This is a genomic window from Kitasatospora sp. NPDC057965, from assembly GCF_042887135.1.
Lineage (GTDB): Bacteria > Actinomycetota > Actinomycetes > Streptomycetales > Streptomycetaceae > Kitasatospora.
The window spans coordinates 131955-154577 of sequence record NZ_JBHVPZ010000010.1 but is presented as its reverse complement, the minus strand read 5'-3'; the positions used below and the strand labels follow the sequence as shown (position 1 = coordinate 154577).

General features: G+C 73.6%; 21 protein-coding genes and 1 pseudogene. 17 read left to right on the top strand and 5 right to left on the bottom strand.

Annotated elements, in window-relative coordinates; all coding sequences use genetic code 11:
• Nucleotides 1-252: 252 nt before the first annotated feature.
• The 5 genes from ACFVVU_RS15480 to ACFVVU_RS15460 all read left to right on the top strand — a co-directional run bounded on the left by ACFVVU_RS15480 (nt 253) and on the right by ACFVVU_RS15460 (nt 4819).
• Nucleotides 253-777, top strand: coding sequence for an ATP-binding protein (locus ACFVVU_RS15480; RefSeq protein WP_380680081.1), 525 nt, complete (start codon nt 253-255; stop codon nt 775-777).
• A gap of 607 nt (nt 778-1384) precedes the next feature.
• The gene (locus ACFVVU_RS15475) at nt 1385-2644 is read left to right on the top strand and encodes an MFS transporter (protein ID WP_380680078.1); all 1260 of its coding nucleotides are present in this window, start codon (nt 1385-1387) and stop codon (nt 2642-2644) included.
• A 22-nt stretch (nt 2645-2666) separates the two neighbouring features.
• Complete coding sequence (locus tag ACFVVU_RS15470) at nt 2667-3194, top strand: GNAT family N-acetyltransferase (RefSeq protein ID WP_380680075.1); 528 nt, start codon at nt 2667-2669, stop codon at nt 3192-3194.
• 111 nt (nt 3195-3305) lie between these two features.
• Nucleotides 3306-3683, top strand: coding sequence for a DUF4229 domain-containing protein (locus tag ACFVVU_RS15465; protein WP_380680072.1), 378 nt, complete (start codon nt 3306-3308; stop codon nt 3681-3683).
• An 11-nt stretch (nt 3684-3694) separates the two neighbouring features.
• Nucleotides 3695-4819, top strand: a complete 1125-nt coding sequence (locus ACFVVU_RS15460) for a LacI family DNA-binding transcriptional regulator (RefSeq protein WP_380680069.1) — start codon at nt 3695-3697, stop codon at nt 4817-4819.
• 118 nt (nt 4820-4937) lie between these two features.
• On the opposite strand, the gene ACFVVU_RS15455 is transcribed toward ACFVVU_RS15460, so the two are convergent.
• Complete coding sequence (locus ACFVVU_RS15455; protein ID WP_387790234.1) at nt 4938-6164, bottom strand: MFS transporter; 1227 nt, start codon at nt 6162-6164, stop codon at nt 4938-4940.
• Nucleotides 6165-6543: 379 nt separating this feature from the next.
• Here ACFVVU_RS15455 and ACFVVU_RS15450 point away from each other — a divergent pair, with 379 nt between their 5' ends.
• Nucleotides 6544-7881 carry a dicarboxylate/amino acid:cation symporter gene (locus tag ACFVVU_RS15450; protein ID WP_387790232.1) on the top strand — a complete coding sequence of 446 codons (1338 nt, stop codon included), beginning with the start codon at nt 6544-6546 and terminating at the stop codon, nt 7879-7881.
• Between the two features lie 237 nt (nt 7882-8118).
• Here the strand turns inward: ACFVVU_RS15450 and ACFVVU_RS15445 are convergent, their stop codons facing one another.
• A complete protein-coding gene (locus ACFVVU_RS15445; RefSeq protein ID WP_344337792.1) occupies nt 8119-8322 on the bottom strand; it encodes a cold-shock protein in 204 nt (67 codons plus the stop codon).
• A 366-nt stretch (nt 8323-8688) separates the two neighbouring features.
• On the opposite strand from ACFVVU_RS15445, the gene ACFVVU_RS15440 reads away from it, so the two are divergent.
• From ACFVVU_RS15440 to ACFVVU_RS15410, 7 genes and pseudogenes are all read left to right on the top strand, one after another.
• Nucleotides 8689-9591 (top strand): menaquinone biosynthetic enzyme MqnA/MqnD family protein, encoded by a 903-nt coding sequence (locus ACFVVU_RS15440; protein WP_380680060.1) that lies wholly within the window; start codon nt 8689-8691, stop codon nt 9589-9591.
• A gap of 123 nt (nt 9592-9714) precedes the next feature.
• On the top strand, nt 9715-11406 hold the full coding sequence (locus ACFVVU_RS15435) for a serine/threonine-protein kinase (RefSeq protein ID WP_387790229.1): 1692 nt from the start codon (nt 9715-9717) through the stop codon (nt 11404-11406).
• A 130-nt stretch (nt 11407-11536) separates the two neighbouring features.
• Complete coding sequence (gene mqnC, locus ACFVVU_RS15430; protein ID WP_380680054.1) at nt 11537-12760, top strand: cyclic dehypoxanthinyl futalosine synthase; 1224 nt, start codon at nt 11537-11539, stop codon at nt 12758-12760.
• A 14-nt stretch (nt 12761-12774) separates the two neighbouring features.
• Nucleotides 12775-13512, top strand: a complete 738-nt coding sequence (locus ACFVVU_RS15425; protein WP_387790227.1) for a hypothetical protein — start codon at nt 12775-12777, stop codon at nt 13510-13512.
• Nucleotides 13513-13804: 292 nt separating this feature from the next.
• On the top strand, nt 13805-14392 hold the full coding sequence (locus ACFVVU_RS15420) for a hypothetical protein (protein WP_380680048.1): 588 nt from the start codon (nt 13805-13807) through the stop codon (nt 14390-14392).
• Nucleotides 14393-14535: 143 nt separating this feature from the next.
• On the top strand, nt 14536-15228 hold the full coding sequence (locus ACFVVU_RS15415) for a demethylmenaquinone methyltransferase (protein WP_380680045.1): 693 nt from the start codon (nt 14536-14538) through the stop codon (nt 15226-15228).
• Nucleotides 15229-15329: 101 nt separating this feature from the next.
• A pseudogene (locus ACFVVU_RS15410) lies at nt 15330-16685 on the top strand (geranylgeranyl reductase family protein); the annotation flags it as partial.
• 107 nt (nt 16686-16792) lie between these two features.
• Here the strand turns inward: ACFVVU_RS15410 and ACFVVU_RS15405 are convergent.
• A complete protein-coding gene (locus tag ACFVVU_RS15405) occupies nt 16793-17125 on the bottom strand; it encodes a MazG-like family protein (protein ID WP_380680042.1) in 333 nt (110 codons plus the stop codon).
• Nucleotides 17126-17247: 122 nt separating this feature from the next.
• Nucleotides 17248-17919 (bottom strand): peptidylprolyl isomerase, encoded by a 672-nt coding sequence (locus ACFVVU_RS15400; RefSeq protein WP_387790225.1) that lies wholly within the window; start codon nt 17917-17919, stop codon nt 17248-17250.
• 254 nt (nt 17920-18173) lie between these two features.
• On the opposite strand from ACFVVU_RS15400, the gene ACFVVU_RS15395 reads away from it, so the two are divergent.
• Nucleotides 18174-19079: a DMT family transporter gene (locus tag ACFVVU_RS15395; RefSeq protein ID WP_387790224.1), complete on the top strand. Its 906-nt coding sequence runs from the start codon at nt 18174-18176 to the stop codon at nt 19077-19079.
• A 16-nt stretch (nt 19080-19095) separates the two neighbouring features.
• Here ACFVVU_RS15395 and ACFVVU_RS15390 read toward each other — a convergent pair whose 3' ends face one another.
• Nucleotides 19096-19731 carry a hypothetical protein gene (locus ACFVVU_RS15390; protein ID WP_387790222.1) on the bottom strand — a complete coding sequence of 212 codons (636 nt, stop codon included), beginning with the start codon at nt 19729-19731 and terminating at the stop codon, nt 19096-19098.
• 191 nt (nt 19732-19922) lie between these two features.
• Between ACFVVU_RS15390 and ACFVVU_RS15385 the strand changes: the two genes are divergently transcribed.
• The 3 genes from ACFVVU_RS15385 to ACFVVU_RS15375 all read left to right on the top strand — a co-directional run bounded on the left by ACFVVU_RS15385 (nt 19923) and on the right by ACFVVU_RS15375 (nt 22577).
• Complete coding sequence (locus ACFVVU_RS15385; RefSeq protein WP_380680032.1) at nt 19923-20987, top strand: sensor histidine kinase; 1065 nt, start codon at nt 19923-19925, stop codon at nt 20985-20987.
• Between the two features lie 133 nt (nt 20988-21120).
• The gene (locus tag ACFVVU_RS15380; protein ID WP_387790220.1) at nt 21121-21780 is read left to right on the top strand and encodes a response regulator; all 660 of its coding nucleotides are present in this window, start codon (nt 21121-21123) and stop codon (nt 21778-21780) included.
• Between the two features lie 437 nt (nt 21781-22217).
• The gene (locus ACFVVU_RS15375) at nt 22218-22577 is read left to right on the top strand and encodes an NADH-quinone oxidoreductase subunit A (RefSeq protein ID WP_014137597.1); all 360 of its coding nucleotides are present in this window, start codon (nt 22218-22220) and stop codon (nt 22575-22577) included.
• Nucleotides 22578-22623 lie beyond the last annotated feature (46 nt).

Here is a 22623-nt window from a genome sequence, read left to right as displayed (position 1 = left end):
GTCCCCCGATCGCTGGAATATGCCCGAAGCGCTTGCTGCGGTCCGCCCGCCGACTCATCCTGAGGCGTATTCGTGTCGCGGCCGGTGCGGCGGCGGACGAGGTGGCGCGGGCGCGCCGCGGCGGGTGCGGCGTGCGGTCACCCCGCCGGGCGGCGGCCCGACGGACGGCCGGCCCGGTGCGCGCCCTGGCCGGGCGGGCGACCAGGGCCCGGCCGAGACGGTGGCCGAACTGCGAGTGCGGGTGGTGGAGCGGTGCAGGTTCTTCAGGTACAGCTTGCGGTGCAGGCGGACCCCGCCGAGGTCGGCCGGGCCCGTCGGTGGGTCCGCTCGCGGCTGCTCAACCACGGGGTGGACCCGGACGCTCCGATCGCCGAGACGGTGGTCCTGGTGGTCTCCGAACTGGTCACCAACGCCGTGGTGCACACCGGCTGTCCGGCCGTGCTGCGGCTCTGCTTCCCGCTGGGCGACCTCCCCGGCGCCGTACCGGACGCCGCCCCGGGCACGGCCGGACGCGACGGGGTGCGCGAGTCGGCGACGGTCGGTCCGCTGCGGGTCGAGGTCGCCGACGCCAGCCAGGTCGCCCCCGCCCCCCGGCACGCCGGGGCGGACGTCGACGCCACCAACGGGCGAGGCCTGGAACTGGTCGAGCTGCTCTGCGACCGCTGGGGCTGGTACCCCGACGGCACGGGCAAGCGGGTCTGGTGCGAGATCAGCCCGGACGCCCGGCCCGCGGATCCGCTCACCGCCGTCGACTGGGCGGCGCTGGCGCAGCCCTGACGGGCCCCGCCCGCGCGGCTCTGACGTCCCATGGGCCCCGGGGCCGAAAGCTGACGCAACCATTCCGAATTTCGGACAAACCATTGACGTGACGTATCCGACTGATCACGCTTGGGTGCAGCTCTCCGTCGCGAGGGGACGCCGAGGGAACACCCGAACGCCACTGCGGTGCTGCTGTCCAGGGGGACCACGTCAGCAAGGGGGGCCGCGGGTCGGCCGTACGTTGGCTCCTTGGCGAGTGCGGAGGGCGTGGCACGGGTTCAGGGCCCGTGTGCCGAGGTTGGATGGCGGCCGGCCGTGCCGTGCTCGGGGTGCGTGCGGCCCGCCGCCATCCGATCCGCCCGCCGCGGGTGGTCCTTTTCGGCCACCCGGCCCGCGCGCCGAACCTCGGATTCCGGTCGGGCCGGTTCCCGCCCCCGGTTGGCCCGATTCCGGCGGAAGTCGGCAGTCCCGCCCCTCGTGGTCCGTCCGCGCCGTCGGGAGACTCTGCCGGGTGAACGAGACCGACGCCCCCACCGGACGCCCAACACCCACCGGACGCCCAACACCCGCCGGACCGTCAGCGTCCGCCGGACCCTCAGCGCCCACGCCCGTCCGCGCGCCCCGGGTGCACTACGCCTGGGTGGTGGCCGGCGTCGCCCTGCTGGTGCTGCTCGGCTCGGCCGGATTCCGTTCCACGCCCAGCCTGATGATGGACGCGCTGCACACCGAGTTCGGCTGGTCGATGGGCACGATTTCCGCCGCCACCTCGGTCAACCTCACCCTCTACGGCCTCACCGCGCCGTTCGCCGCCGCGCTGATGGACCGGTTCGGCGTGCGACTGGTGGTGGTCTGCGCGCTGCTGACGATCTCGGTCGGCGCCGGACTCACCATGCTGATGCGCCAGCCCTGGCAGCTGATGCTCTGTTGGGGCGTGCTGGTCGGCCTCGGCAGCGGCTCGATGGCCGGCGCGTTCGCCACCACGATCACCGGGCGCTGGTTCCGGGCCCGGCAGGGGCTGGTCACCGGCGTGCTGACGGCCGCCGGCGCGGCGGGCAACCTGGTCTTCCTCCCGCTCGGTGCCTGGCTGGTCGAACAGCACGGCTGGCGCACGGCGGTCGTGGTGGTCTCGCTGGCGGCCAGCGCGGTGGCCGTCCCGGTGCTGCTGCTGATGCGCGAACGGCCCGCCGACCTCGGCCTGCTCCCGTACGGCGCGACCGAGCCGCCGCCGGCGCCCGTCGGCGGGGACCGGGCGCTGGCCCGCTCGCTGCGGGTGCTCCGGGAGGCCGCCCGCACCCGGGCGTTCTGGCTGCTGGCCGGCTCCTTCGCGATCTGCGGCGCGACCACCGCCGGACTGGTCGGCACCCACTTCATCCCGGCCGCCCACGATCACGGCATGCCGGTCACCACGGCGGCGAGCCTGCTCGCGCTGATCGGTGTGTTCGACGTGATCGGCACCGTCGCCAGCGGCTGGTTCACCGACCGCCTCGACGCCGGGCTGCTGCTGATCGTCTACTACGCGCTGCGCGGGCTCTCGCTGCTGGTGCTGCCGCAGCTGTTCGCGGGCTCGCTGGAACCGCCGATCCTGGCGTTCGTCATCTTCTACGGGCTGGACTGGGTGGCCACCGTGCCGCCGACCGTCGCGCTCTGCCGCCGCCACTTCGGGGAGGACGCGCCGATCGTCTTCGGCTGGGCGCTGGCCTGCCACCAGATCGGCGCCGCCGTGGTGGCCGGCCTGGCCGGATTCGCCCGGGACGCGCTCGGCGACTACGACCTCGCCTGGTACACGGCCGGCGGGCTCTGCGCGGTCGCGGTGCTGCTCTGCCTGGCGCTGCGGGAGCGCGGACCGGAAGGCGGGCGGGAACGGACCGCCGCCGTCGTGTCGTAAGGGGCGACTAGGCTCCGGAGTCATGACGCTGAGCTTCACCCTCGATCCCGCACTCGACCCCGCGCTGCGCGCCGAGATCACCGGCCTGTGGACGGCCGCGAGCAACGCCGGCGGGGCCGTCGGCTTCGTGCACCGGGTGACCGAGGAGGAGGTCCGGGCCGCCGGGGAGCGGCAGTTCGCCGGGACGGCACCGGCCGGACCGGACCGGCTGCTGATCGCCAGGGAGCCCGGGACCGGCCGGCTCGCCGCGATGCTGGTCTTCGAGTCGATGCGGTTCGGGCCGATGGACCACTGGCGGCTGGTGGTGAAGGTCATGGTCCACCCCGAACTCCAGGGGCGCGGGTACGGCGTCGCGCTGATGGCCGAGGCCGAGCGGATCGCCCGCGGCTGGGGCCTGGAGGGGCTGAAGCTCCAGGTGCGGGGCGGGCTCGGCCTGGAGTCGTTCTACGCCCGCAGCGGTTACGTCGAGGTCGGCCGGGTGCCGGCCACCATCCGGGTCGCGCCCGGTGACGACCGGGACGACGTCATCATGTGGCTCGACCTGCGCTGATCGCGCGGTCGCCCGGGCGCTGCCCGATGGGACCCGTTCCCCGCCGGGGGTGTCGGGCATGCTTCACTGGGAGACCGGCCCGGTCCCCAGCGCAGTAAGGATGTGTCCCCGGTGGGCAGCAATGTCAGCAAGAAGTCGCACGCCACGCTCCGCTACACCTCGATGCGGGTCTCGATCTTCCTCGGCTGCCTGCTGATCGCGCTGCTCCTCGGGCACTTCCAGGTCATCCCGGTCTCCGGCGAGGCCGGCGTGGTCTTCCTCTTCCTGCTAGCGGCGGTCGCCTCGGCCCCGCTCAGCTACGTCCTGCTGAGCCGCCAGCGCGACGAGATGTCGGCGGAGATCTCCGGCAAGGTGGACGGCATCCGGACCCGGACCGCCTCCAAGATCGCCGCGCAGAACGCCGAGGAGGACGCCGCCGACGAGGCCGCCCGCGCGGCGGCCGCCAAGAAGGCCGCCTCCGGCCCCGCCGCCTCGGCCCCGCAGAACTGACCCGCGCCGCCGTGCCGGAGAACGCCGCACCGGGCAGCGCCGCACCGGAGAACGCCGCGCCGGACAGCGCCGCACCGGACAGTGCCGGGGCCGGGGACACCGGTGGGCCCGTGGCCGGAACCTGGCCGGCCCCGGTCCGCCGCCCCACCGGCCGGGACGTCGCCCGGCTCGCCGGGGTCTCGCAGGCCACCGTCTCGCTGGTGTTCTCCGGCTCCGAGGCCGGCCGCCGGGTCTCCGACGCCACCCGCGAGCGGGTCCGGGAGGCCGCCCGCGGCCTCGGCTACCGCCCGCAGGCGGCCGGCCGGCAACTGCGGCTGGGCCGCAGCGGCATGATCCTGCTGGCCGTGCCGAACATCCTCGGCCCGTTCTTCGGCCGGGTCCTGGAGGGCGTCCACGAGGAGGCCGGCAAGTACGGCCTGGCCGTGGTGGTCAGCTCCGGCTGGGGCAGCGCCACGCTCGCCGAGGCCGCCACCACCAGCCGCTTCGACGGCCTGCTGATCTGCTCCCCGGACGACAGCCAGCTCGGTGAGCTGCCCGCCGACACCCCCGCCGTCTTCCTGGACGCCGACCCGGGCACCGACCGGGCCCGGCCGACCATCGAGCTGGACGTGGCCGGCGGCATGCGGGCCGCGGTCGAGCACCTGGCCGCGCTCGGCCACCGCCGGCTCGGCCGGCTGCGCTCCACCCACTCCGCGTACACCTTCCGGGTCCGCCAGGCCGCCTTCGAGGAGACGGTTCGGGCGCTCGGCCTGGACGTGGTCGAACTCGGCGTCAGCCTGAACGAGGGCCACCCGGCGGCGCGCGAGGCCGCCCACCGGCTGCTCGCCCGCCCGGACCGGCCGCACGCGGTGATCTGCGACGACGACGTGGTCGCCTCCGGCGTCTACCAGGCCGCCGCCGAGCGCGGGCTGCGGGTGCCCGGCGACCTCTCGGTGATCGGCATCGACAACGTCCCGGTGGCCGCGCTGCTCGCCCCGCCGCTGACCACCGTCGACCTGCCCGGGGAGGAGCTGGGCCGGGTCGGGGTGGCCGCGCTCGCCGGGCTGCTCCGCGGTGAGCCGGTCGCGCCGGTGCCGCCGCTCGCCACCTCGCTGGTGCGGCGCTCCTCCACCGCCGCGGCGCCGGACGCCGGCTGACCGTCCGTTCGGACCGCGCCGTGGTCCGTGCGCTCGTCCGCGCCGAAGAAGTGGCTGCGCCCGTCGTCCAGACCACCCGGTCCGACGGGCACAGCCACGTTGGGGGATGCGGCGGGCGTCAGCCCGCCGGCACCGGTTCGGAGGGCAGCGACGGCGCCGCGGCCGGCTCGGCGGCCGGCCGGAACCAGCGGCGGGCGCCGAACAGCAGCAGTGCGCCCAGGCCGATCCCGCCCGCCGCGCACAGCGCCACCGGGCGCAGCGAGCCCTCCGCGAGGTGGCCCGAGACGGCGTAGCCGAGCGAGTTGCCGGTCGCGAAGAGGGTGACCAGCCAGGCGAAGGCCTCGGTCACGGTGCCGGTCGGGGCCAGCTCGGCGACCAGGACGAACGCCGCCGCCAGCAGCGGGGCCAGCGCGATCCCGGAGACGAAGGCGAGCCAGGCCATCGCGACCGGTCCGGGGAGCAGGATCAGCGGCAGGTAGCTGACGGCCATGCCGAGCGCCATCAGCCAGGTGCGGGTGGCCGTCGAGCTGCGCCACGGCACCGCGCCGTAGGCGAGTGCGCCGAGCAGTCCGCCGAGCGCCGCGAGGGCCAGCAGGGTGCCGGCGCCGCCGGGCAGGCCGTCCGCCGCGTGGGCCTCGGCGTAGGCGATGAACAGCACGTTCTGCGCGCCGACCGCCCAGCCGGCGCCGGCCAGGCCGAGCAGCAGCAGGACCAGGCCCGGGGAGTGCAGCGGTCCGAGCAGGCCGGAGGAGTGCGCGCGCGGCGGGGCCTGCCAGGCCCGGGCCGGCGCGGTGGTGGCGACGACGGCCGCCCCGATCAGGCCGAGGGCCGCGGCCACCCAGAGCGCGGCGACCGCGCCGACCGTGCCCGCGATGCCGGCGACCGCGAGCGGGCCGGCGACGTAGAGGGTCTGCTGGGAGGCGGAGTCGAAGGCGTAGGCGGTGTCGAGCTGGTCCTCCTCGACGACGTCCGGCCAGAGCGAGCGCAGGCAGGGTTCGAGCGGGGGCATGGCCAGCCCGGCGATGGCGGCGCCGAGCGGGGCGGCGACCGCGGAGCCGGGGGCCAGCGCCAGCAGGGCGTAGCCGCCGCCGGCGACCACCGCGGAGACCAGCAGGACGCGGGGCTGCCCGGTGCGGTCCACGATCCGGCCGAGCACCGGTCCGCCGACGGCCGCCGCGATCGCGTACGCGGCGGTGGCCAGGCCGATCCGGCTGTACGGCGCGTGGACCTCGCGCAGCGCGAGGGCGATCACCAGGGCGGTCATGCCGGCCGGGAGGCGGCCGAGCAGGGTGCCGAAGAGGAGGCGGCCGACGTGCGGGGCGCGGAGCAGGGCGAGGTAGCCCATGGGCGGGATCTCCGGTCGGGGCGGGCAGAGCGGGCGGGGATGCCCTCAAGTTATACGTATAACTGTCAACCGGTCAATTGGACCGTATCCAGAACTCAAACAACTACTTTGAACATCTCAAAGCTTTACTGCTAATGTGTCGGCCGTGACCACCTCAGACGCACGTTCGCCGCTCGGCCCGGGCCCGCTGCCCGGTGCCGCCCGCGCGTGTCGTCCGACTGGTGCTGTGGACAGCCCGCGCCGTTGTCGCGCCATGAGCTGTATTCAGGCGGCACGCCCCTGACCGGGGCCGGTTCCTCCCCCTCCGGCCCGCGCGCCGTGCCGCCGTCCCCCCTCTTCTCCTCATCACCAGCAACACCTCCCCCGGAGCCGCACCGTCATGTCCACAGCGCCCGAGGCGACTTCGTCGCCGTCCGTGCTCGGCAGAATCCGTAAGACCCCCTTCTGGGCCCAGATCGTCGCCGGCCTCGTGCTCGGCGTGGCCCTCGGCTACCTGGCCCGCGCGGCCGACATATCCTGGCTGGCCACCACCCTGGAGACGATCGGCCGGATCTTCGTCCAGCTGCTGAAGCTCGCCGTCCCGCCGCTGGTGTTCACCGCGATCCTGGTGAGCGTGGCGAACCTGCGGAACGTCACCAACGCGGCCCGGCTGGCCGTCCGCACCCTGCTCTGGTTCGCGATCACCTCGCTGATCGCGGTGGCCATCGGCCTCGGCCTCGGCCTGCTGACCAACCCGGGCTCGGGCACCGACCTCAAGACCGAGGGCCTCAAGGCGCCGAAGTCCACCGGCAGCTGGATCGACTTCCTGACCGGGATCTTCCCGACCAACATCGTCTCCGCGTTCACCGAGGTCGAGGTCCTGCAGATCGTCTTCCTGGCGATCGTGGCCGGCGCCGCCGTGATCAAGCTCGGCGCCAAGGCGGAGCCGGTCCTCAAGCTCAGCGAGTCGGTGCTGGAACTGGTCCAGACCGCCCTCTGGTGGGTCATCCGGCTCTCCCCGCTGGGCACCCTCGGCCTCATCGGCAAGTCCGTGGCCAAGTACGGCTGGGACCTGCTGGAGCCGTTCGCGACGCTGACCCTCGACGTCTACATCGGTTGCGCGCTGGTGCTGTTCGTCGTCTACTCGCTGCTGCTGAAGTTCGCCGCCGGCCTCAACCCGGTCAATTTCTTCAAGGGCGCCTGGCCCGCCATCCAGCTGGCCTTCGTCTCGCGCTCCTCGGTCGGCACCCTGCCGGTCACCCGGCGGGTCACCGAGCGCCTCGGTGTCCCGGGCGAGTACGCCTCGTTCGCCGTCCCGTTCGGCGCCACCACCAAGATGGACGGTTGCGCCGCGATCTACCCGTCGCTGGCCGCGATCTTCGTGGCCCAGGTGTACGGCATCGACCTCGGCATCAAGGACTACCTGCTGATCGCCTTCGTCTCGGTGATCGGCTCGGCGGCCACCGCCGGCCTCACCGGTGCGATCGTCATGCTGACGCTGACCCTCTCCACCCTGGGTCTGCCGCTGGAGGGCGTCGGTCTGCTGCTGGCCATCGACCCGATCCTCGACATGATGCGGACCGCGACCAACGTCGCCGGTCAGGCCCTGGTGCCGATCGTGGTCGCGGCCCGGGAGAAGACCCTCGACCTGGCCGCCTACAACAACCCCACGGGTGACCTCTACGACGAGGGCCCGGCCCCGGCCCCGGCCCAGGCCGCCGCTGTCGCGACGGCCTGACGCCCCTTCGGGCCGGCAGGACGAAGGGCCCTCCTTCCCGGAAACGGGGAGGAGGGCCCTTCCGCGTGCGCGCGTCCGTGCCCGGCATGCCGCCGAGGGGGAGCCGGGCACAAGGCAGGGGGCCCACCGGACGGCGGGCCCCCTTGGGTACTGCAGCTCTTGTGCTCACCGTGACGACCGGAGGCCGTCGGCGGACCCGACGGGGTCCCGAGCGATCAGACCATCATTTGAGGATGATCAGATAAGGGTGACGTTCTCCGCCTGCGGGCCCTTCGGGCCCTGGGTGACGTCGAAGCTGACCGCCTGGTTCTCCTCCAGCGAGCGGAAGCCGCTCGCGTTGATGGCGGAGTAGTGGACGAAGACGTCGGGGCCGCCGCCATCCTGGGCGATGAAGCCGAAGCCCTTCTCAGCGTTGAACCACTTGACGGTTCCCTGAGCCATGCCGTTCTCCTTGCGAGGGACGTGTCGGGGCCACACCGTGTGGCACCCGGTCCGCTGCGCTGATCGCCCTGCCTCCGGACGGGTCCGGAGTTTTTCGATATTGCTGAAAAACTACAAAAAGCCTGCGGTTACATGCTCCGCAGGCTTCAAGTACTGCAAGGGGAATCAAACTGCAACTGAGGGCAACGCTAGCATGCGGCTGCTGTGACGACCAGGGGTGACTTGCGGGCTGGACAGCGCGTGTCGTAAGGCTGTTGTGACCCTCGGCGCGGCGCGTCGCGGTGCCTCCCGGAAGGGCGGTGCGGGGCTTCCGCAGCGGCAGGCATACGCTGCGGGGAGGCGCACGAACAGCAAGGGAGCGGCGCAGTGGCAGTACCGGATGCGGAAACGCGGGAGCCCCAGGACAACACCCCGGTCCGGCCCCGGGTCGGGCATATTCAGTTCCTGAACTGCGTACCCCTCTACTGGGGCCTGGCCAGGACCGGCAATCTGCTCGATCTGGACCTCACCAAGGACACCCCGGAGAAGCTGAGCGACCAGCTGGTCGGCGGTTCCCTGGACATCGGTCCGATCACCTGCGTGGAGTACCTGCGGCACGCGGACGAACTGCTGGTGCTGCCGGACATCGCGGTGGGAAGCGACGGCCCGGTGATGTCCTGCGTGATCGTCAGCAAGCTGCCGCTGTCCGAGCTGGACGGCCGGCGGGTCGCGCTCGGCTCCACCAGCCGCACCTCGGTCCGGCTCGCCCGGCTGCTGCTGGAGGAGCGTGAGGGGGTGCGGCCGGAGTACTTCAGCTGCCCGCCCGACCTGGACGCGATGCTCGCCGAGGCCGACGCGGCCGTGCTGATCGGCGACCCGGCGCTGCGTGCCTACCTCGGGCAGGCGGCCGAGCAGGGCCTGGCCGTGCACGACCTGGGCGAGATGTGGAAGGAGTGGACCGGGCTGCCGTTCGTCTTCGCCGTCTGGGCCGCCCGCCGCGACTTCGCCGAGCGGCGCCCCGAGCTGACCGCGGCCGTCCACCGGGCCTTCCTGGAGTCCCGGGACCTGTCGCTGGTCGAGGCCCGTGAGGTGGCCGAGCAGGCGGCCCGCTGGGAGTCCTTCGACGCGGCGGTGCTGGAGCGGTACTTCAGCGAGGCGCTGGACTTCTCGCTCGGCGAGCGGCAGCTGGCCGGCGTCGCCGAGTTCGCGCGGCGGGTCGCGCACGACAGCGGCTTCGCCCCCGACGTGGCCGTCCGGCTGCTGGAGCCGGCGCCGGAGCCGGTGGCCTGAGCGGGGCCTGAACGGGTGGTGGTCGCGATCGTGATGGTTCGCGCCGCCGCCGCCCGATAGCGTCTGCACGCGAGACGGCCCCGGCGGCGGGGCGAGCGGGCGGGCGACGGGAGCGTGCGCGGGATGCAGCCACTGGGATCGGACGACCCGCGTCAGGTGGGCGCGTACCGGCTGCTGCGGCGGCTCGGGGCGGGCGGCATGGGCCGGGTCTACCTCGGCCGGACGGCGGGCGGCCGCACGGTGGCGGTCAAGGTGGTGCGCGGCGAACTCGCCGAGGACACCGAGTTCCGCGCCCGGTTCCGGCAGGAGGTGGCCGCCGCCCGCCGGGTCGGCGGGGACTGGACGGCCCCCGTCCTGGACGCCGACACCGAGGGCGCACACCCCTGGGTGGCCACCGGCTACGTCGCCGGCCCCGCGCTGGCCGCCGCCGTCCGGCAGTACGGGCCGCTGCCCGAGCCCGCCGTTCGCACCCTCGGAGCGGGCCTGGCGCAGGCGCTGGAGCACGTGCACGGACTCGGGCTGGTGCACCGCGACGTCAAGCCGTCCAACGTGCTGCTCACCCTGGACGGGCCGCGGCTGATCGACTTCGGCATCGCCCGGGCCCTCGACGCGGCCACCGGGCTCACCCAGTCCGGGTTCGTGGTGGGGTCGCCCGGCTTCATGTCGCCCGAACAGGCGAACGGCCGGCCGGCCGGGCCGCCCGGTGACGTCTTCTCGCTCGGCGCGGTGCTCGCGTACGCGGCCACCGGGGTGCACCCGTTCGGGGAGGGGGTGAGCGCCGCGGTCCTGCTGTACCGGGTGGTGCACGAGGAACCGGACCTGGCCGGGCTCGGCGGCGGGCCGCTGCGTTCGATCGTGCTCGAATGCCTGGCGAAGGACCCGGCGGCCCGGCCGACGCCGCGACGGCTGGGGGAGTGGCTGGACCCGGACGGCGCGGCCGTCGGGCGGCTGGGGCAGGGCGGCTGGCTGCCGCCGGTGCTGTCCGCGGCGGTGGGGCGCAGTGCGGTGCAGTTGCTGGACCTGGAGGCGGAGGCCGGGGCGGGGCCGGTGGAGGGGGAGTGGACGCCGACGTTCGTACCGGGCGGCGTCGGCGGCGTCGGCGGGGGCGGCGAGGGCGGCGCGGCCGGTGGGGGTGCGGCGGTGGACGCGAGCGCCTCCCGGCGGCGGGGTGTGGCCGGGCTGGTGGTCGGGGCGGTGCTGCTGGCGCTCGCGGGCGGCGGGTACGGGGCGTACCAGGTGTGGGGGAAGGGCGAGCCGGGGCCGGAGCCCACCGCCACGGGGGAGGGCCCCTCGCAGCCGCCGCCGGTGCCGTCCGGGCCGAGCGCGGTGTTGCCCTCGTCGCCTTCGTCGCCCTCGTCGCCTTCGTCGTCGCGGCAGCCGTCGTCGCAGCCGCCGCAGCCGTCGTCGGCGCCCGGTACGACTGCGCCCGCCGGCACCGCGGCGCCCGGTCCGAACGCCGTACCGGAGTCGTTCCTCGGCACCTGGCGCGGGGAGATGACGACGCAGAAGGGCGTGCCCGCCGGGACCACCACGCTGGTCATCGGCCGCGCGGGGATCGGGCAGGACGCGGTCAGCAGCCGCAACGAGCTGAGCGGGATCCTCTCGCTCACCTGCGAGGGCGCCTGGACGCTCACCTCGATCGAGCCGGAGAAGCTGGTCTTCACCTCCCGGCTGGTCCGCTCCTCGCTGCCCGGGGCGTGCACCGGCGGTTCCTACGCGGAGACCCTCGCGCTGCAGAAGGACGGCACCATCCGCTTCACCTCCGCCGATCCCAGCGCCGGGAACCCGTCCGGGACGTTCCGGCGAGCGGGCTGACGCGGGGGCCGCGAAGCCCTGGCGTAGGCTGAACCGGATGCGGAAGCGGTGCCCCGGCAAGGCGTCGTCGCACCCGTCGCACCCGCCGCACGTGTCGCACGTGAAGTCCCGAGAGAGAGAAGGCCGCCAGGTGTCCGAGCTCGCAGCGACCACCTTCGATGCGCCCAGCACCGACCTGCAGGCCGTCCTCGACCGGGCGGCCGGCGGTGGCCGGATCAGCCCGCAGGAGGCGCTGGAGCTCTACCGCTCCGCCCCGCTGCACGCGCTCGGCTCGGCCGCCGACGCGGTGCGCCGCCGCCGCTACGCGGGTACCGAGCACATCGCGACGTACATCATCGAGCGCAACATCAACTACACCAACGTCTGCGTGACGGCGTGCAAGTTCTGCGCCTTCTACGTGCCGCCGAAGAGCGACAAGGGCTGGTCCCGCGAGCTGGACGAGATCCTGCGCCGCTGCGCCGAGACCGTCGAGCTGGGCGGCACCCAGATCATGTTCCAGGGCGGCCACCACCCGGACTACGGCGTCGAGTACTACGAGCGCGCCTTCTCGGCGATCAAGGCGGAGTTCCCGCAGCTGGTGATCCACTCGCTGGGCGCGTCCGAGGTCGACCACATGGCGCGGATCTCCGGCGTCCCGATCGAGGAGGCGATCACCCGGATCCACCGGGCGGGCCTGGACTCCTTCGCCGGGGCCGGTGCCGAACTGCTGCCGGAGCGCCCGCGCAAGGCGATCGCGCCGCTCAAGGAGTCCGGCGAGCGCTGGCTGGAGATCATGGAGGCCGCCCACGGCCTGGGTGTGGAGTCCACCTCCACCATGCTGATGGGCACCGGCGAGACCAACGCCGAGCGGATCGAGCACCTGCGGATGATCCGCGACGTGCAGGACCGCACCGGCGGCTTCCGCGCCTTCATCCCCTACACCTACCAGCCGCAGAACAACCACCTGAAGGGCTCGACCCAGGCGACCGTCTTCGAGTACCTGCGGATGATCGCCATCGCCCGCCTGTTCCTCGACAACGTCGCCCACATCCAGGGCTCCTGGCTGACCACCGGCAAGGAGGCCGGCCAGCTGTCGCTGCACTACGGCGCGGACGACCTCGGCTCGGTCATGCTGGAGGAGAACGTGGTCTCGGCGGCGGGCGCCAAGCACCGCTCCAACCTCACCGAGCTGATCCACCTGATCCGGACCGCCGGCCGCGTCCCCGCGCAGCGCTCGACCACGTACGAGCACCTGCGGGTGCTGGACGACCCGGCCAACGACCCGGTCGACCCGCGGGTCGCCTCGCACATCGCCTCCACCGCGATCGAGGGCGGCACCGCGCACCCCGAGCTGAAGATCCTCGACAACGCCTGAGGTCCCGTCCCACCGTGCTGACCCTGCACCGGGCCGCCCTCGTGCTGCCCGACCCGGCCGATCCCGCCGCCCCGTCCTACCCGGACGGGGCGGTGCTGGTGCGTGGCGAGCTGGTCGAGGCGGTCGGCCCGTACGCCGGGCTGGCGGCGGCGCACCCGGCGGCCCGGGTCCGGGACTGGGGCGACGCGCTGCTCACGCCGGGGCTGCGCAACCCGTACGGGCACTGGCTGCTGGAGCGGGCGTACCACCCGGACCCGCGCGAAGGGGTCGGGGACGAGCCGGTGCCGGACGGGCTGGCGGGGGAGCAGGACGAGGCCCGCTGCGGGGCGAGTGCCCGGCGCGGGCTGCAGCGGATGCTCGGCTTCGGCGTGACGGCGGTGGCCGGGCCGTTCGAGCGTGCCGCGGTGCGGACGGCGGTGGCCCGGTCGGGGCTGACCGTGCTGCCGGGGGGCGGGGGCGGCGCAGAGGCGAGGGGCGCTGGGGACGGAGCCGGCGCGGGGGTGACCGGGCCGCTGGACCCGCTGGCGGTGCTGCCGCTCGCCGGGGCCCTGTACGGGCGGGTGGCCGCCGGTGTCCGGGCGGACTTCGCGGTGTTCGCGCCCGGGGCGGAGGGCGTCGAGGGACACGGGGCCGGTCCGGTGGGTGCGGACGGGCCGACGGGAGTGGGCAGTCCGGTGGGTGCGGACGGTCCGCGGGTCGGGGGTTGCCGGGCTACGGTGCTGGCCGGCCGGCTGGTGTTCCGGCGGCGCTGAGGGCGTCGCCGCCCGGGCCCCGGTCGCACCCTACTCGTCGGTAGTCGTGCGGTTCGCCCGAGGGTCGCCCCCACTTCCTCGTACTCCCTTGCGACGGCCGGGACTTGCTTCGTGCGCCACTGAACTGCGGCTTCGTCGGGGTGGCCTGATTGTCCCTTCACCGTGACCTGAGGGCCCGCCAGCGGATAGCATCCGGCTCAGCTCAGTCCGTACCGTCCCACCTCACCTCCGCCCGTGCCCGCGGGCGACGGGGCCCCGTCCCAGGCCCCGGAAGCAAGCCAGGACAGGAACCATGCGATCCGCGACCGTCCCCCCGCAGCGATCCCCGCGGTTGGGCCGTGGCTGGTACCTCACCGCCGTGCTCAGCGCCGTGCTGGCCGTCGGGATGTGCCTGCTGGGGTGGCGCCAGGCCGAGCAGGCCGACCGGATCGGGGCCCACCCGGTGCGGGTCGAGGGCGTGGTGACGCAGCTGCCGACCGGTGGCGGCTCCTACAGCACCGTCAGCTACCAGGCGGCCGGCCAGCACCACACCGCCACCGCGCTGCCGCTGGCCGACGGCACCAAGGTGGGGGACGCCGTCTGCCTGGAGCACGCGGCCGACGAGCCGAAGGCGGTGCGGATCTGCGGCGACACCTACCCGCAGCCGGTGGGCGTCGGGCTGGCGCGGTTCAGCGTGCCGGTGGCGGTGCTGCTGTTCGCCGTCTGCATGCTGCGGATCCGGCGGCACCGGCGGGCGGTGGCCGTCCGTAGCGGGCAGAACCGGTTCGCCACCACCGTCGCCATGGCGACCGAGGCGCTGGCCGACGGGATGCCGGCGATAACGCAGGGCAAGCGCTCGCGCCGGCGGCGCCGCGCGGGCGGGCGGCGCGCCCAGCACTGAGGCGGCGGGCGGCTGCTCCGGCGGGCCCGGCAGGCCCGCGACCGTCGTCCCGGGTGTTCCCGAGGCGCCCGGCCGGGGTGCCCGGGGTGCCCGGAAGACGCCCCCTTGCCCGGATCGCCGGAGCCAGGGTGAACAATGGGGGCGTGACCCGAGCCTCTCTGGACAAGCAGCCGCACGAAGTCGCCGCCATGTTCGACGACGTCGCGGCCAAGTACGACCGCACCAACGACGTTCTCTCGCTCGGCCAGGCCCGTGCCTGGCGCCGTGCGGTGGCCGAGGCGGTGGCCGCCGGGCCGGGGGACGTCGTGCTCGACCTCGGGGCCGGGACCGGCACCTCCTCGCTGCCCTTCGCGGAGGCCGGGGCGCGGGTCGTCCCGTGCGACTTCTCGGTCGGCATGCTCGCCGAGGGCAAGCGCCGCCACCCCGAGCTGGCGCTGACCGCGGGTGACGCCACCAGGCTGCCGTTCGCCGACGACACCTTCGACTCGGTGACGATCTCCTTCGCGCTGCGCAACGTCCAGGACACCGACGAGGCGCTGAGCGAGCTGCTGCGGGTCACCAAGCCCGGCGGCAAGCTGGTCATCTGCGAGTTCTCCACGCCGACCTGGACGCCGTTCCGGACCGTCTACACCGAGTACCTGATGCGCGCGCTGCCGCCGGTCGCCACCGCGGTCAGCAGCAACCCGGACGCCTACGTCTACCTCGCCGAGTCGATCCGCGAGTGGCCCGACCAGCCGGCGCTGGCCGCCCGGCTGCAGGAGGCCGGCTGGTCCAAGGTGGCCTGGCGCAACCTGACCGGCGGGATCGTCGCCCTGCACCGGGCCTACAAGGTCTGACCGGCCCGCGTGGCCGGTTGCGCGGGCGAGTCGCGTGGCCGGCCGCGGCGCCGTGACCGGCCGCGACGCCGTCCGCAGCTCATAGACTCGTCCAAGCCCAGCCGCGCCGGCCCCCACAGGCCGGCCGACCCCCCAGCAGGAGTGTGCCCACCGTGTCCGAGACCGCTGTTGACCTGAGCGCAGGCGTTGTGGAGAGCACCGCGGACGTCATCGTGGTCGGCGCCGGCCCGGCCGGGTCCACCACCGCCTACCACCTCGCGCAGGCCGGCCTGGACGTGCTGCTGCTGGAGAAGACCAGCTTCCCCCGGGAGAAGGTCTGCGGCGACGGCCTCACCCCGCGGGCCACCAAGCAGCTGGTGGACATGGGCATCGACGTGTCCACCGAGAACGGCTGGCTGCACAACAAGGGCCTGCGGATCATCGGCGGCGGGGTCCGGCTGGAGCTGGACTGGCCCGAGCTGTCGGCCTTCCCGGACTACGGCCTGGTCCGCAAGCGTGCCGACTTCGACGAGCTGCTCGCCCGTCAGGCCGAGAAGGCCGGGGCCCGGCTCTACGAGCGCTGCAACGTCAGCGGCCCGGTGCTGGACGAGCGGACCGGCCGGATCGTCGGGGTCACCGCCAAGCTCGGCGACGAGAAGCGCCCGGTGACCTTCCGCGCCCCGCTGGTCGTGGCCGCCGACGGCAACTCCACCCGGCTGTCGCTCGCGATGGGTCTGCACCGCCGGGAGGACCGCCCGATGGGCGTCGCCTACCGCACCTACTTCACCTCCCCGCGCCACGACGACGACTACCTGGAGTCCTGGCTGGAGCTGTGGGACACCCGCGGCGGGGAACGCAAGCTGCTGCCCGGCTACGGCTGGGTCTTCGGCATGGGCGACGGCACCTCCAACGTCGGCCTCGGCATCCTCAACTCCTCGCCGGCCTTCGGCGAGCTGGACTGGCGCGAGGTCCTGAAGGCCTGGTGCGCCAGCATGCCGGAGGAGTGGGGCTACACGCCGGAGAACATGACCGACCCGATCCGGGGGGCCGCGCTGCCGATGGCCTTCAACCGGCAGCCGCACTACACCCGCGGCCTGCTGCTGGTCGGCGACGCCGGCGGCATGGTCAACCCGTTCAACGGCGAGGGCATCGCCTACGCGATGGAATCCGGCCAGATCGCCGCCGGGGTCATCGTCCAGGCCCTCGCGCGGGTGACCGACGGCGGCCGGGAGCGCGCACTGCAGGCCTACCCACGCATCCTCAAGGACGTCTACGGCGGCTACTACACGCTCGGCCGGGCCTTCGTGAAGCTCATCGGCAACCCGAAGGTCATGCAGCTCGCCACCCAGCGCGGGCTGACCCACCCGATGCTGATGAAGTTCGTGCTCAAGCTCCTCGCCAACCTCACCGACCCGCAGGGCGGCGACGCCATGGACCGCATCATCAACGGCCTGGCCAAGGTCGCGCCGAACGCCTGACCGGCGGGGCCGTCGGCGGTCGGGTGCTCGCTCCCGCCGGCGGTCCGGTCGGTCAGGCGTTCGGCAACCTCGGTCGGTGGCCCCGGCCGATCCGGGCGGCGGCCGGGTCAGCGGTCCGGGTTGCGGCTGGCCGCGGAGCGCTGCTCGACGTAGGCGAGGCGGTCGGCGAACACCTGGGCGGCGTCCGGGGTGAGCGTGCGCAGCGCGACCAGCGCGGAGAAGACCACGTCGCACAGCTCGTGCTGGACGTCCTCCCAGCTGTGGGTGACTCCCTTGCGCGGGTTCTGACCGGTGGCGCCGATCACGGCGGCACTGACCTCGCCGATCTCCTCGGAGAGTTTGAGGATGCGGGCGAGCCGCTCCTCCTGCGGGGGGAGCGGGCTCTCCTCGTCGAGCCAGGCGACCAGGTGGTCGACGCTCTCCCAGATCCTGCTGTCCATGCGGTGCTGCTCCCGTACGGTGTCCGCGGCCGGTCGGGGTGGCCGGTCGGGTGGCCGGATTCGTGCGGCCGTTCGGTGGCCGTCGACGTTCTGCTCCACCGTACGGGAGTTCACCGGGTGGCTCAGCGGGCGGAGATCTTCACGTTGCGGATGTTCACCGGCAGGGTGGGGAAGCCGTCACCGGGGTTGTTCTGGTCGTCCTCACCTCCGGCGGCGATCTTCTGCAGCACGTCCAGGCCCTCGGTGACCCGGCCGAACGGGGTGTAGGCGGGGGAGAGCTTGGTGTCCTTCCAGACGAAGAAGAACTGGCTGCCATTGGTGTTGGGTCCCGCGTTGGCCATGGCGACCGTGCCGGCCGGGTAGGTGGCGCCCGCCAGGTTCTCGTCGGGGAAGGAGTAACCCGGGCCGCCGCTGCCGGTCCCGGTCGGGTCGCCGCACTGCAGGACGTAGAGCCGCTGGGTGGTCAGCCGGTGGCAGTGGCTGCGGTCGAAGTAGTCGCGCTCGGCGAGGAAGCGGAACGAGAAGGTCGTGCAGGGGGCCTTGTCGGTGAGCGCCTGGAAAGTGATCGAGCCCTGGGAGGTCCTCAGGGTCGCCTTGTACGGCTTGGCCGCCTTCCGGGCGTCGAAGACCGGGATGCCCTTGAAGTTGTCGGCCGGGACGGCCGGCGTGTAGGTGCAGGTGGTACCGGCCGCGCCGGCACCGGTCGACGGGGTGTCCGCGACGGCGGTGCCGGTGCTCGCGACGAGCGGGAGGACGGTGGCGGCGGCGAACAACGCCCAGTGCTTGCGCCTCATGTGACGGGCCTTCCGGTGTGTGGGGGACGGCTGCGTTGGCATGGCGACATCATTCACGGCGGGGTGGGGATCCGGTAGGGGGCGGGAATCCGTTGATCGCGAGTGGTCCGGTGCGCGAGGATGGCGGGCCCCGCTCCGCTCCGGGATCCGTCCGACGACGTGCGCGACTCTCGTGTGCCGGTCCGGCCCCTTCGAGGTCTCGGGCCTCGAACGCTTCGAGAGGCTTCGCCGTGCGTGCTCCGTCCTCCGCTCTGTTGCGCGATCTGCCGGTACTGCTGGTGGCGGTGGTGTGGGGATCGAGCTTCCTGGCGGTGCAGCGGGTGGCCGAACCGGGCACGGTGGTGGCGATGCTGGTGCTGCGGTTCGGTCTGGTGCTGCCCGTCCTGGGGCTGGCGGCCTGGCCCTCGCTGCGACGACTGCGGCGCGCCGAGTGGCTGGGCGGGGCCGGGCTGGGACTGGTGCTCGGTGGGATCTTCCTCCTTGAGACGTTCGGCGCGGTGCATACCTCGGCGACCAACGCGGGCCTGATCATCAGCCTCACGATCGTGTTCACCCCGCTCGCGGAGAGCGCGTTGGCCCGGACGCCGCTGCCGCGCTCCTTCCTCGCGGCGGCCGGTCTGGCGGTGGCGGGCATCGCGCTGCTCACCGGGGACGGCGGCCTGCGGGCCCCGGCCTCGGGGGACCTGCTGGTGCTCGGCGCCGCCGTCGTGCGGACGGTCAACGTGCTGGCCACCGCCCGGGCCCGGGCGATCCGGGAGAGCGACACGCTGGCCGTCACCTGGGTCCAGCTCGCGGCCGCGACGCTGGTGTTCGCGATCGTCGCGCCGTTCGCCGGCCCGCTGCCCTGGACCGTCGCGGCCGCCTACGGGCCGGCCCAGTGGGGCTGGCTGCTGCACCTGTCCCTGCTCTGCACGCTGTTCGCGTTCTTCGTGCAGATGTGGGCCGTCCGCACCACCTCGCCCTCACGGGTCAGCCTGCTGCTGGGCACCGAACCGCTCTGGGCCGCGGTGTTCGGCATCACCCTGGCCGGCAACCACCTCGGGCCCTTGGCCCTGCTGGGTGGCGCCCTCGTTCTGGTCGGCACCGAGTGGGGCCGGCGGACCGCCTCGGCGCCGCGACCGGAGGTGGTGCCGGCGGAGCGGGAGCCGGCGGCGGTGTGACGGCCGGGCGCGGTGCTCACCGGCGCCGCCCCAGGGTGCGGCGGGCGTAGGCGAAGGTGACCGCGGCGAGCAGCGGACCCCAGGCGACCAGCGGCAGGTAGCAGAGGGTCATGATCACCCCGGCGAGGCCCCGTGGAGCGCCGGGACCGCTCATCGCCGAGGCCCAGCCGCCGAACAGCGCCGACATGCCGAGCACGGTCAGGACGGCTGAGCCGAGGGCCGCCGGAACGATCGCGGCCCACGGCCGGACGGCCCGGCCGCCGATCAGCGGGATCCGGCGCGGGAGCACCTCGCCCCAGGGGCGGACCAGCCCCAGGGTGAGGAAGGCCAGCAGCTCGGCCAGCCCGCTGAGCGCGAGGACGTACACGGTGCCCCAGCCCGGGACGTAGGGGTCGAAGGCCGCGGCCAGCTCCCCGCTGAAGCCGACCGGGACCCCCACCCCGAGGGCGAGCCGCCAGAGCCCGGACGGGACGGCCGTCCAGACGGTGGCGAGGGCGGCCCGCTCGGCCCAGCGCGGGGTGCCGGCGGGGCGGACGGCGTGGGTGGAGCGGGTGCTACGGGCGGCGCGGGCGGTGTGAGTGGTGCGGGCGGTAGAGGTGGTACGGGCGGCGAACCCGGCGGCGGTGGGTGTGGCGGGTGCGGTGGCGGACATGATGGCGGACTCCCCTCCGGGACCGGCCGCGGCGGCCGGTCCGACAGGATCAAGAGTGGCTGCCGGAGGGGGCCTTCCATCAGTGTCGATCGGGCTGTCTTGGCTTCTCGGAACGGGTGCGGAAATGTGCCGATCGGCACAGGCGGAGCGCTCCGGCGATCCGTAGGCTTCCCGGCAGGAAGGAGGCGACGATGAGTCAGATGCTTTCGCTGGCCGCCCCGGTGGCGGTGCTCTGCGGGTGGTTGCTGCGCTCCCGGTTCGGGGTGGCGGCGGTGGCCGGCGCGGCCGGTGCGGTGTCGGCCGGGGCGTCGGCCGGTGTCTGGGCCGCCGGGCGGTGGACCGAAGCCGATCGCCGTCCGGCCCTGGTCGGTCTGCTCGAACTCGCCCTGCTGCTGCTCCTGGTGGTCGTGGCGCTGCGGGCCGAGGGCGGTCGGCGCGGGGCGGTGGCGGTCTGGACGGTCGGCGGCGCGGTCGCGCTCTGGCCCTCCCGGTTCCAGGCGATCGAGGGTCCGCAGGACGCGCTGACGCTCTTCGGGTTCGGCTCGGCGTTCGCGCTGCCGGCGGTCCTGGTCGGGCTCTACCTGCGCGGGCTGGACGAGGCCCGGCGCCGCTCGGTGTCCGCCGCCCGCCGCTCCCAACGGCTCGAACTCGCCCACGACCTGCACGACTTCGTCGCCCATGACGTCAGCGGGATGGTCGCCCAGGCGCAGGCGGGCATGGTGCTGGCGGCCTCCGACCCGGTGCGGGCGGCCGCCCTGTTCGAGCGGATAGAGCAGGCCGGGCTGCAGGCCCTGGCCTCGCTCGACCGGACGGTCCAACTGCTGCGCAGCGAGGACGCCGACGGTCCGGAGCGCGGTCCGCAGCCCGGCCTGGCCGAACTCACACAGCTCACCCAGCGGTTCGCTGACTCGGGCGGAGTGGCGGTGCGGCTGGATGCCCCGGCGGAGGAGCCGGGAGTGCCTCGGGAGGTGGCGGCCACCGCCTACCGGGTCGTGGTGGAGGCCCTGACCAATGTGCGGCGGCACGCACCGGCCGCCCGCGTGGTCGAGGTCCGGGTGCGCCGCGAGGGGCGGCGGCTGTCGGTGCGGGTGCGGGACGACGGCGGTGCGGCGGCGCAACCGTCCGGGCCGCGCCGGGGAGGCAGTGGGCTGGCGGGGCTGGCCGCCCGGGTGGAGGCGCTCGGCGGCACGCTCGCCGCCGGCCGGGAGGGTGGCGGCTGGCAGGTGGCGGTGACCATGCCGCTGAAGGCGCGGTGACGGGCCCGGCGGTGTGCGCCGGGGGAACGGCACGACCGGCGAGAACGGCGTGACCGGTGCGAACGGAACGAACGACGGGAACGGCAAGAACGGCGCCGGGACGGTACCGGCACAAGGACGGAGGCGTGGGCCGATGACGATCAGGGTGCTTCTCGCCGACGACGACGAGGCGATCCGCAGCGCGTACCGGATCATCCTCGACGCCCAGCCGGACATCGAGGTGGTGAACGAGGCCGCGGACGGCGAGGCGGCGGTCGCCCTGGCCCAGCGGCTGCGGCCGGACGTGATCCTTGCCGACATCCGGATGCCCCGGCTGGACGGGCTGGAGCTGACCAGGCGCCTGGGCGGGGAGTTCCGGGTGGTCGTGGTGACCACCTTCGACCTGGACGAGTATGTGCACGAGGCGATCCGTGCGGGTGCGGCGGGCTTCCTGCTCAAGCGCTCGGGACCGGCGCTGCTGGCGGAGGCGGTGCGGTCCGCCGTCGCGGGTGACGCGTTGATCAGTCCGCAGATCACCGTCCGGCTGCTCCGTCGATGGTCGGGCGGCACAGTGCAGCGGCCGGCGGCCGGTGGGAGAACGGAGCGCCCGCAGGTCGGCCCGGTCGAGGAACTCACCGCACGGGAGAAGGAGATCGCGCGGCTGGTCGCGGACGGTGCGACCAATGCGGAGATCGCGGCGGAGCTGTTCATCAGCGCCGGGACGGTGAAGAACCACCTGGCCTCGGTCCAGCGGAAGCTCGGTGTCCGGAACCGGGTGGGCATCGCCGCCTGGGCCTGGGAGAGCGGGGCCTGAGCACGGCTCGCGCGCTTGTGAACGAAGGGTCAAGCGGGCGTTCGCGGAGCCGCCACCCCTGCGGGTGAGACGCTATAACACGTCAACATGACGCCCGGAAATTTGCTCTCAGCGATGCATAGTTGATATAGGCGTGCGGCTCTGACCAGCCGCTTCGCAGATAAAAGCGACAGCTTGTGACCATTTGACTTCTTTGCGTTGACAAATATCGTCATGCTCACCTTCGCCATCATTCGCGAGGTGTCGTAGATCACAAAGATCATCCTGAACTGCGTGTCGCAGATCACAAGCCGACGGGCATAGGATGCGCTCGTTCCAGGCTTTGTGAACTGCCTCACATGGGGTGGATCCGGGAACTGGAGCGCCGGGTTCACCCCAGTGTGACCCGTCGGTTCCGATCTGCAGTCAAGGACGACTGGACGGAGGGAGCGGGGGCTATGAATGCCTACGCGCCGATCCTCGTACTCGGTGCCATCGCGGCGGCGTTCGCGGTCGGCTCCGTCGTGATGGCCTCACTGACCGGCCCCAAGCGCTACAACCGGGCCAAGCTGGAGGCGTACGAGTGCGGCATCGAGCCGACCCCGCAGCCCGTGGGCGGCGGTCGGTTCCCGATCAAGTACTACCTGACGGCGATGCTCTTCATCGTCTTCGACATCGAGATCGTCTTCCTCTACCCGTGGGCCGTGAGCTTCGACGCCCTGGGGATCTTCGGGCTGGTCGAGATGCTCCTGTTCATCGCCACCGTCTTCGTCGCCTACGCCTACGTCTGGCGCCGCGGCGGTCTGGAGTGGGACTGACCGCTGACTTTGTGAACGTGCGGACAAGCCAACGGACTTGAGGGCA

Excerpts from the sequence above, each read along its gene's own strand:
- ACFVVU_RS15470 (WP_380680075.1), top strand. The coding sequence starts at position 2,667 with ATGACGCTGAGCTTCACCCTCGATCCCGCACTCGACCCCGCGCTGCGC.
- ACFVVU_RS15455 (WP_387790234.1), bottom strand. The coding sequence starts at position 6,164 with ATGGGCTACCTCGCCCTGCTCCGCGCCCCGCACGTCGGCCGCCTCCTC.
- ACFVVU_RS15450 (WP_387790232.1), top strand. The coding sequence starts at position 6,544 with ATGTCCACAGCGCCCGAGGCGACTTCGTCGCCGTCCGTGCTCGGCAGA.
- ACFVVU_RS15445 (WP_344337792.1), bottom strand. The coding sequence starts at position 8,322 with ATGGCTCAGGGAACCGTCAAGTGGTTCAACGCTGAGAAGGGCTTCGGC.
- ACFVVU_RS15435 (WP_387790229.1), top strand. The coding sequence starts at position 9,715 with ATGCAGCCACTGGGATCGGACGACCCGCGTCAGGTGGGCGCGTACCGG.
- ACFVVU_RS15420 (WP_380680048.1), top strand. The coding sequence starts at position 13,805 with ATGCGATCCGCGACCGTCCCCCCGCAGCGATCCCCGCGGTTGGGCCGT.
- ACFVVU_RS15405 (WP_380680042.1), bottom strand. The coding sequence starts at position 17,125 with ATGGACAGCAGGATCTGGGAGAGCGTCGACCACCTGGTCGCCTGGCTC.
- ACFVVU_RS15400 (WP_387790225.1), bottom strand. The coding sequence starts at position 17,919 with ATGAGGCGCAAGCACTGGGCGTTGTTCGCCGCCGCCACCGTCCTCCCG.
- ACFVVU_RS15390 (WP_387790222.1), bottom strand. The coding sequence starts at position 19,731 with ATGTCCGCCACCGCACCCGCCACACCCACCGCCGCCGGGTTCGCCGCC.
- ACFVVU_RS15385 (WP_380680032.1), top strand. The coding sequence starts at position 19,923 with ATGAGTCAGATGCTTTCGCTGGCCGCCCCGGTGGCGGTGCTCTGCGGG.
- ACFVVU_RS15380 (WP_387790220.1), top strand. The coding sequence starts at position 21,121 with ATGACGATCAGGGTGCTTCTCGCCGACGACGACGAGGCGATCCGCAGC.
- ACFVVU_RS15375 (WP_014137597.1), top strand. The coding sequence starts at position 22,218 with ATGAATGCCTACGCGCCGATCCTCGTACTCGGTGCCATCGCGGCGGCG.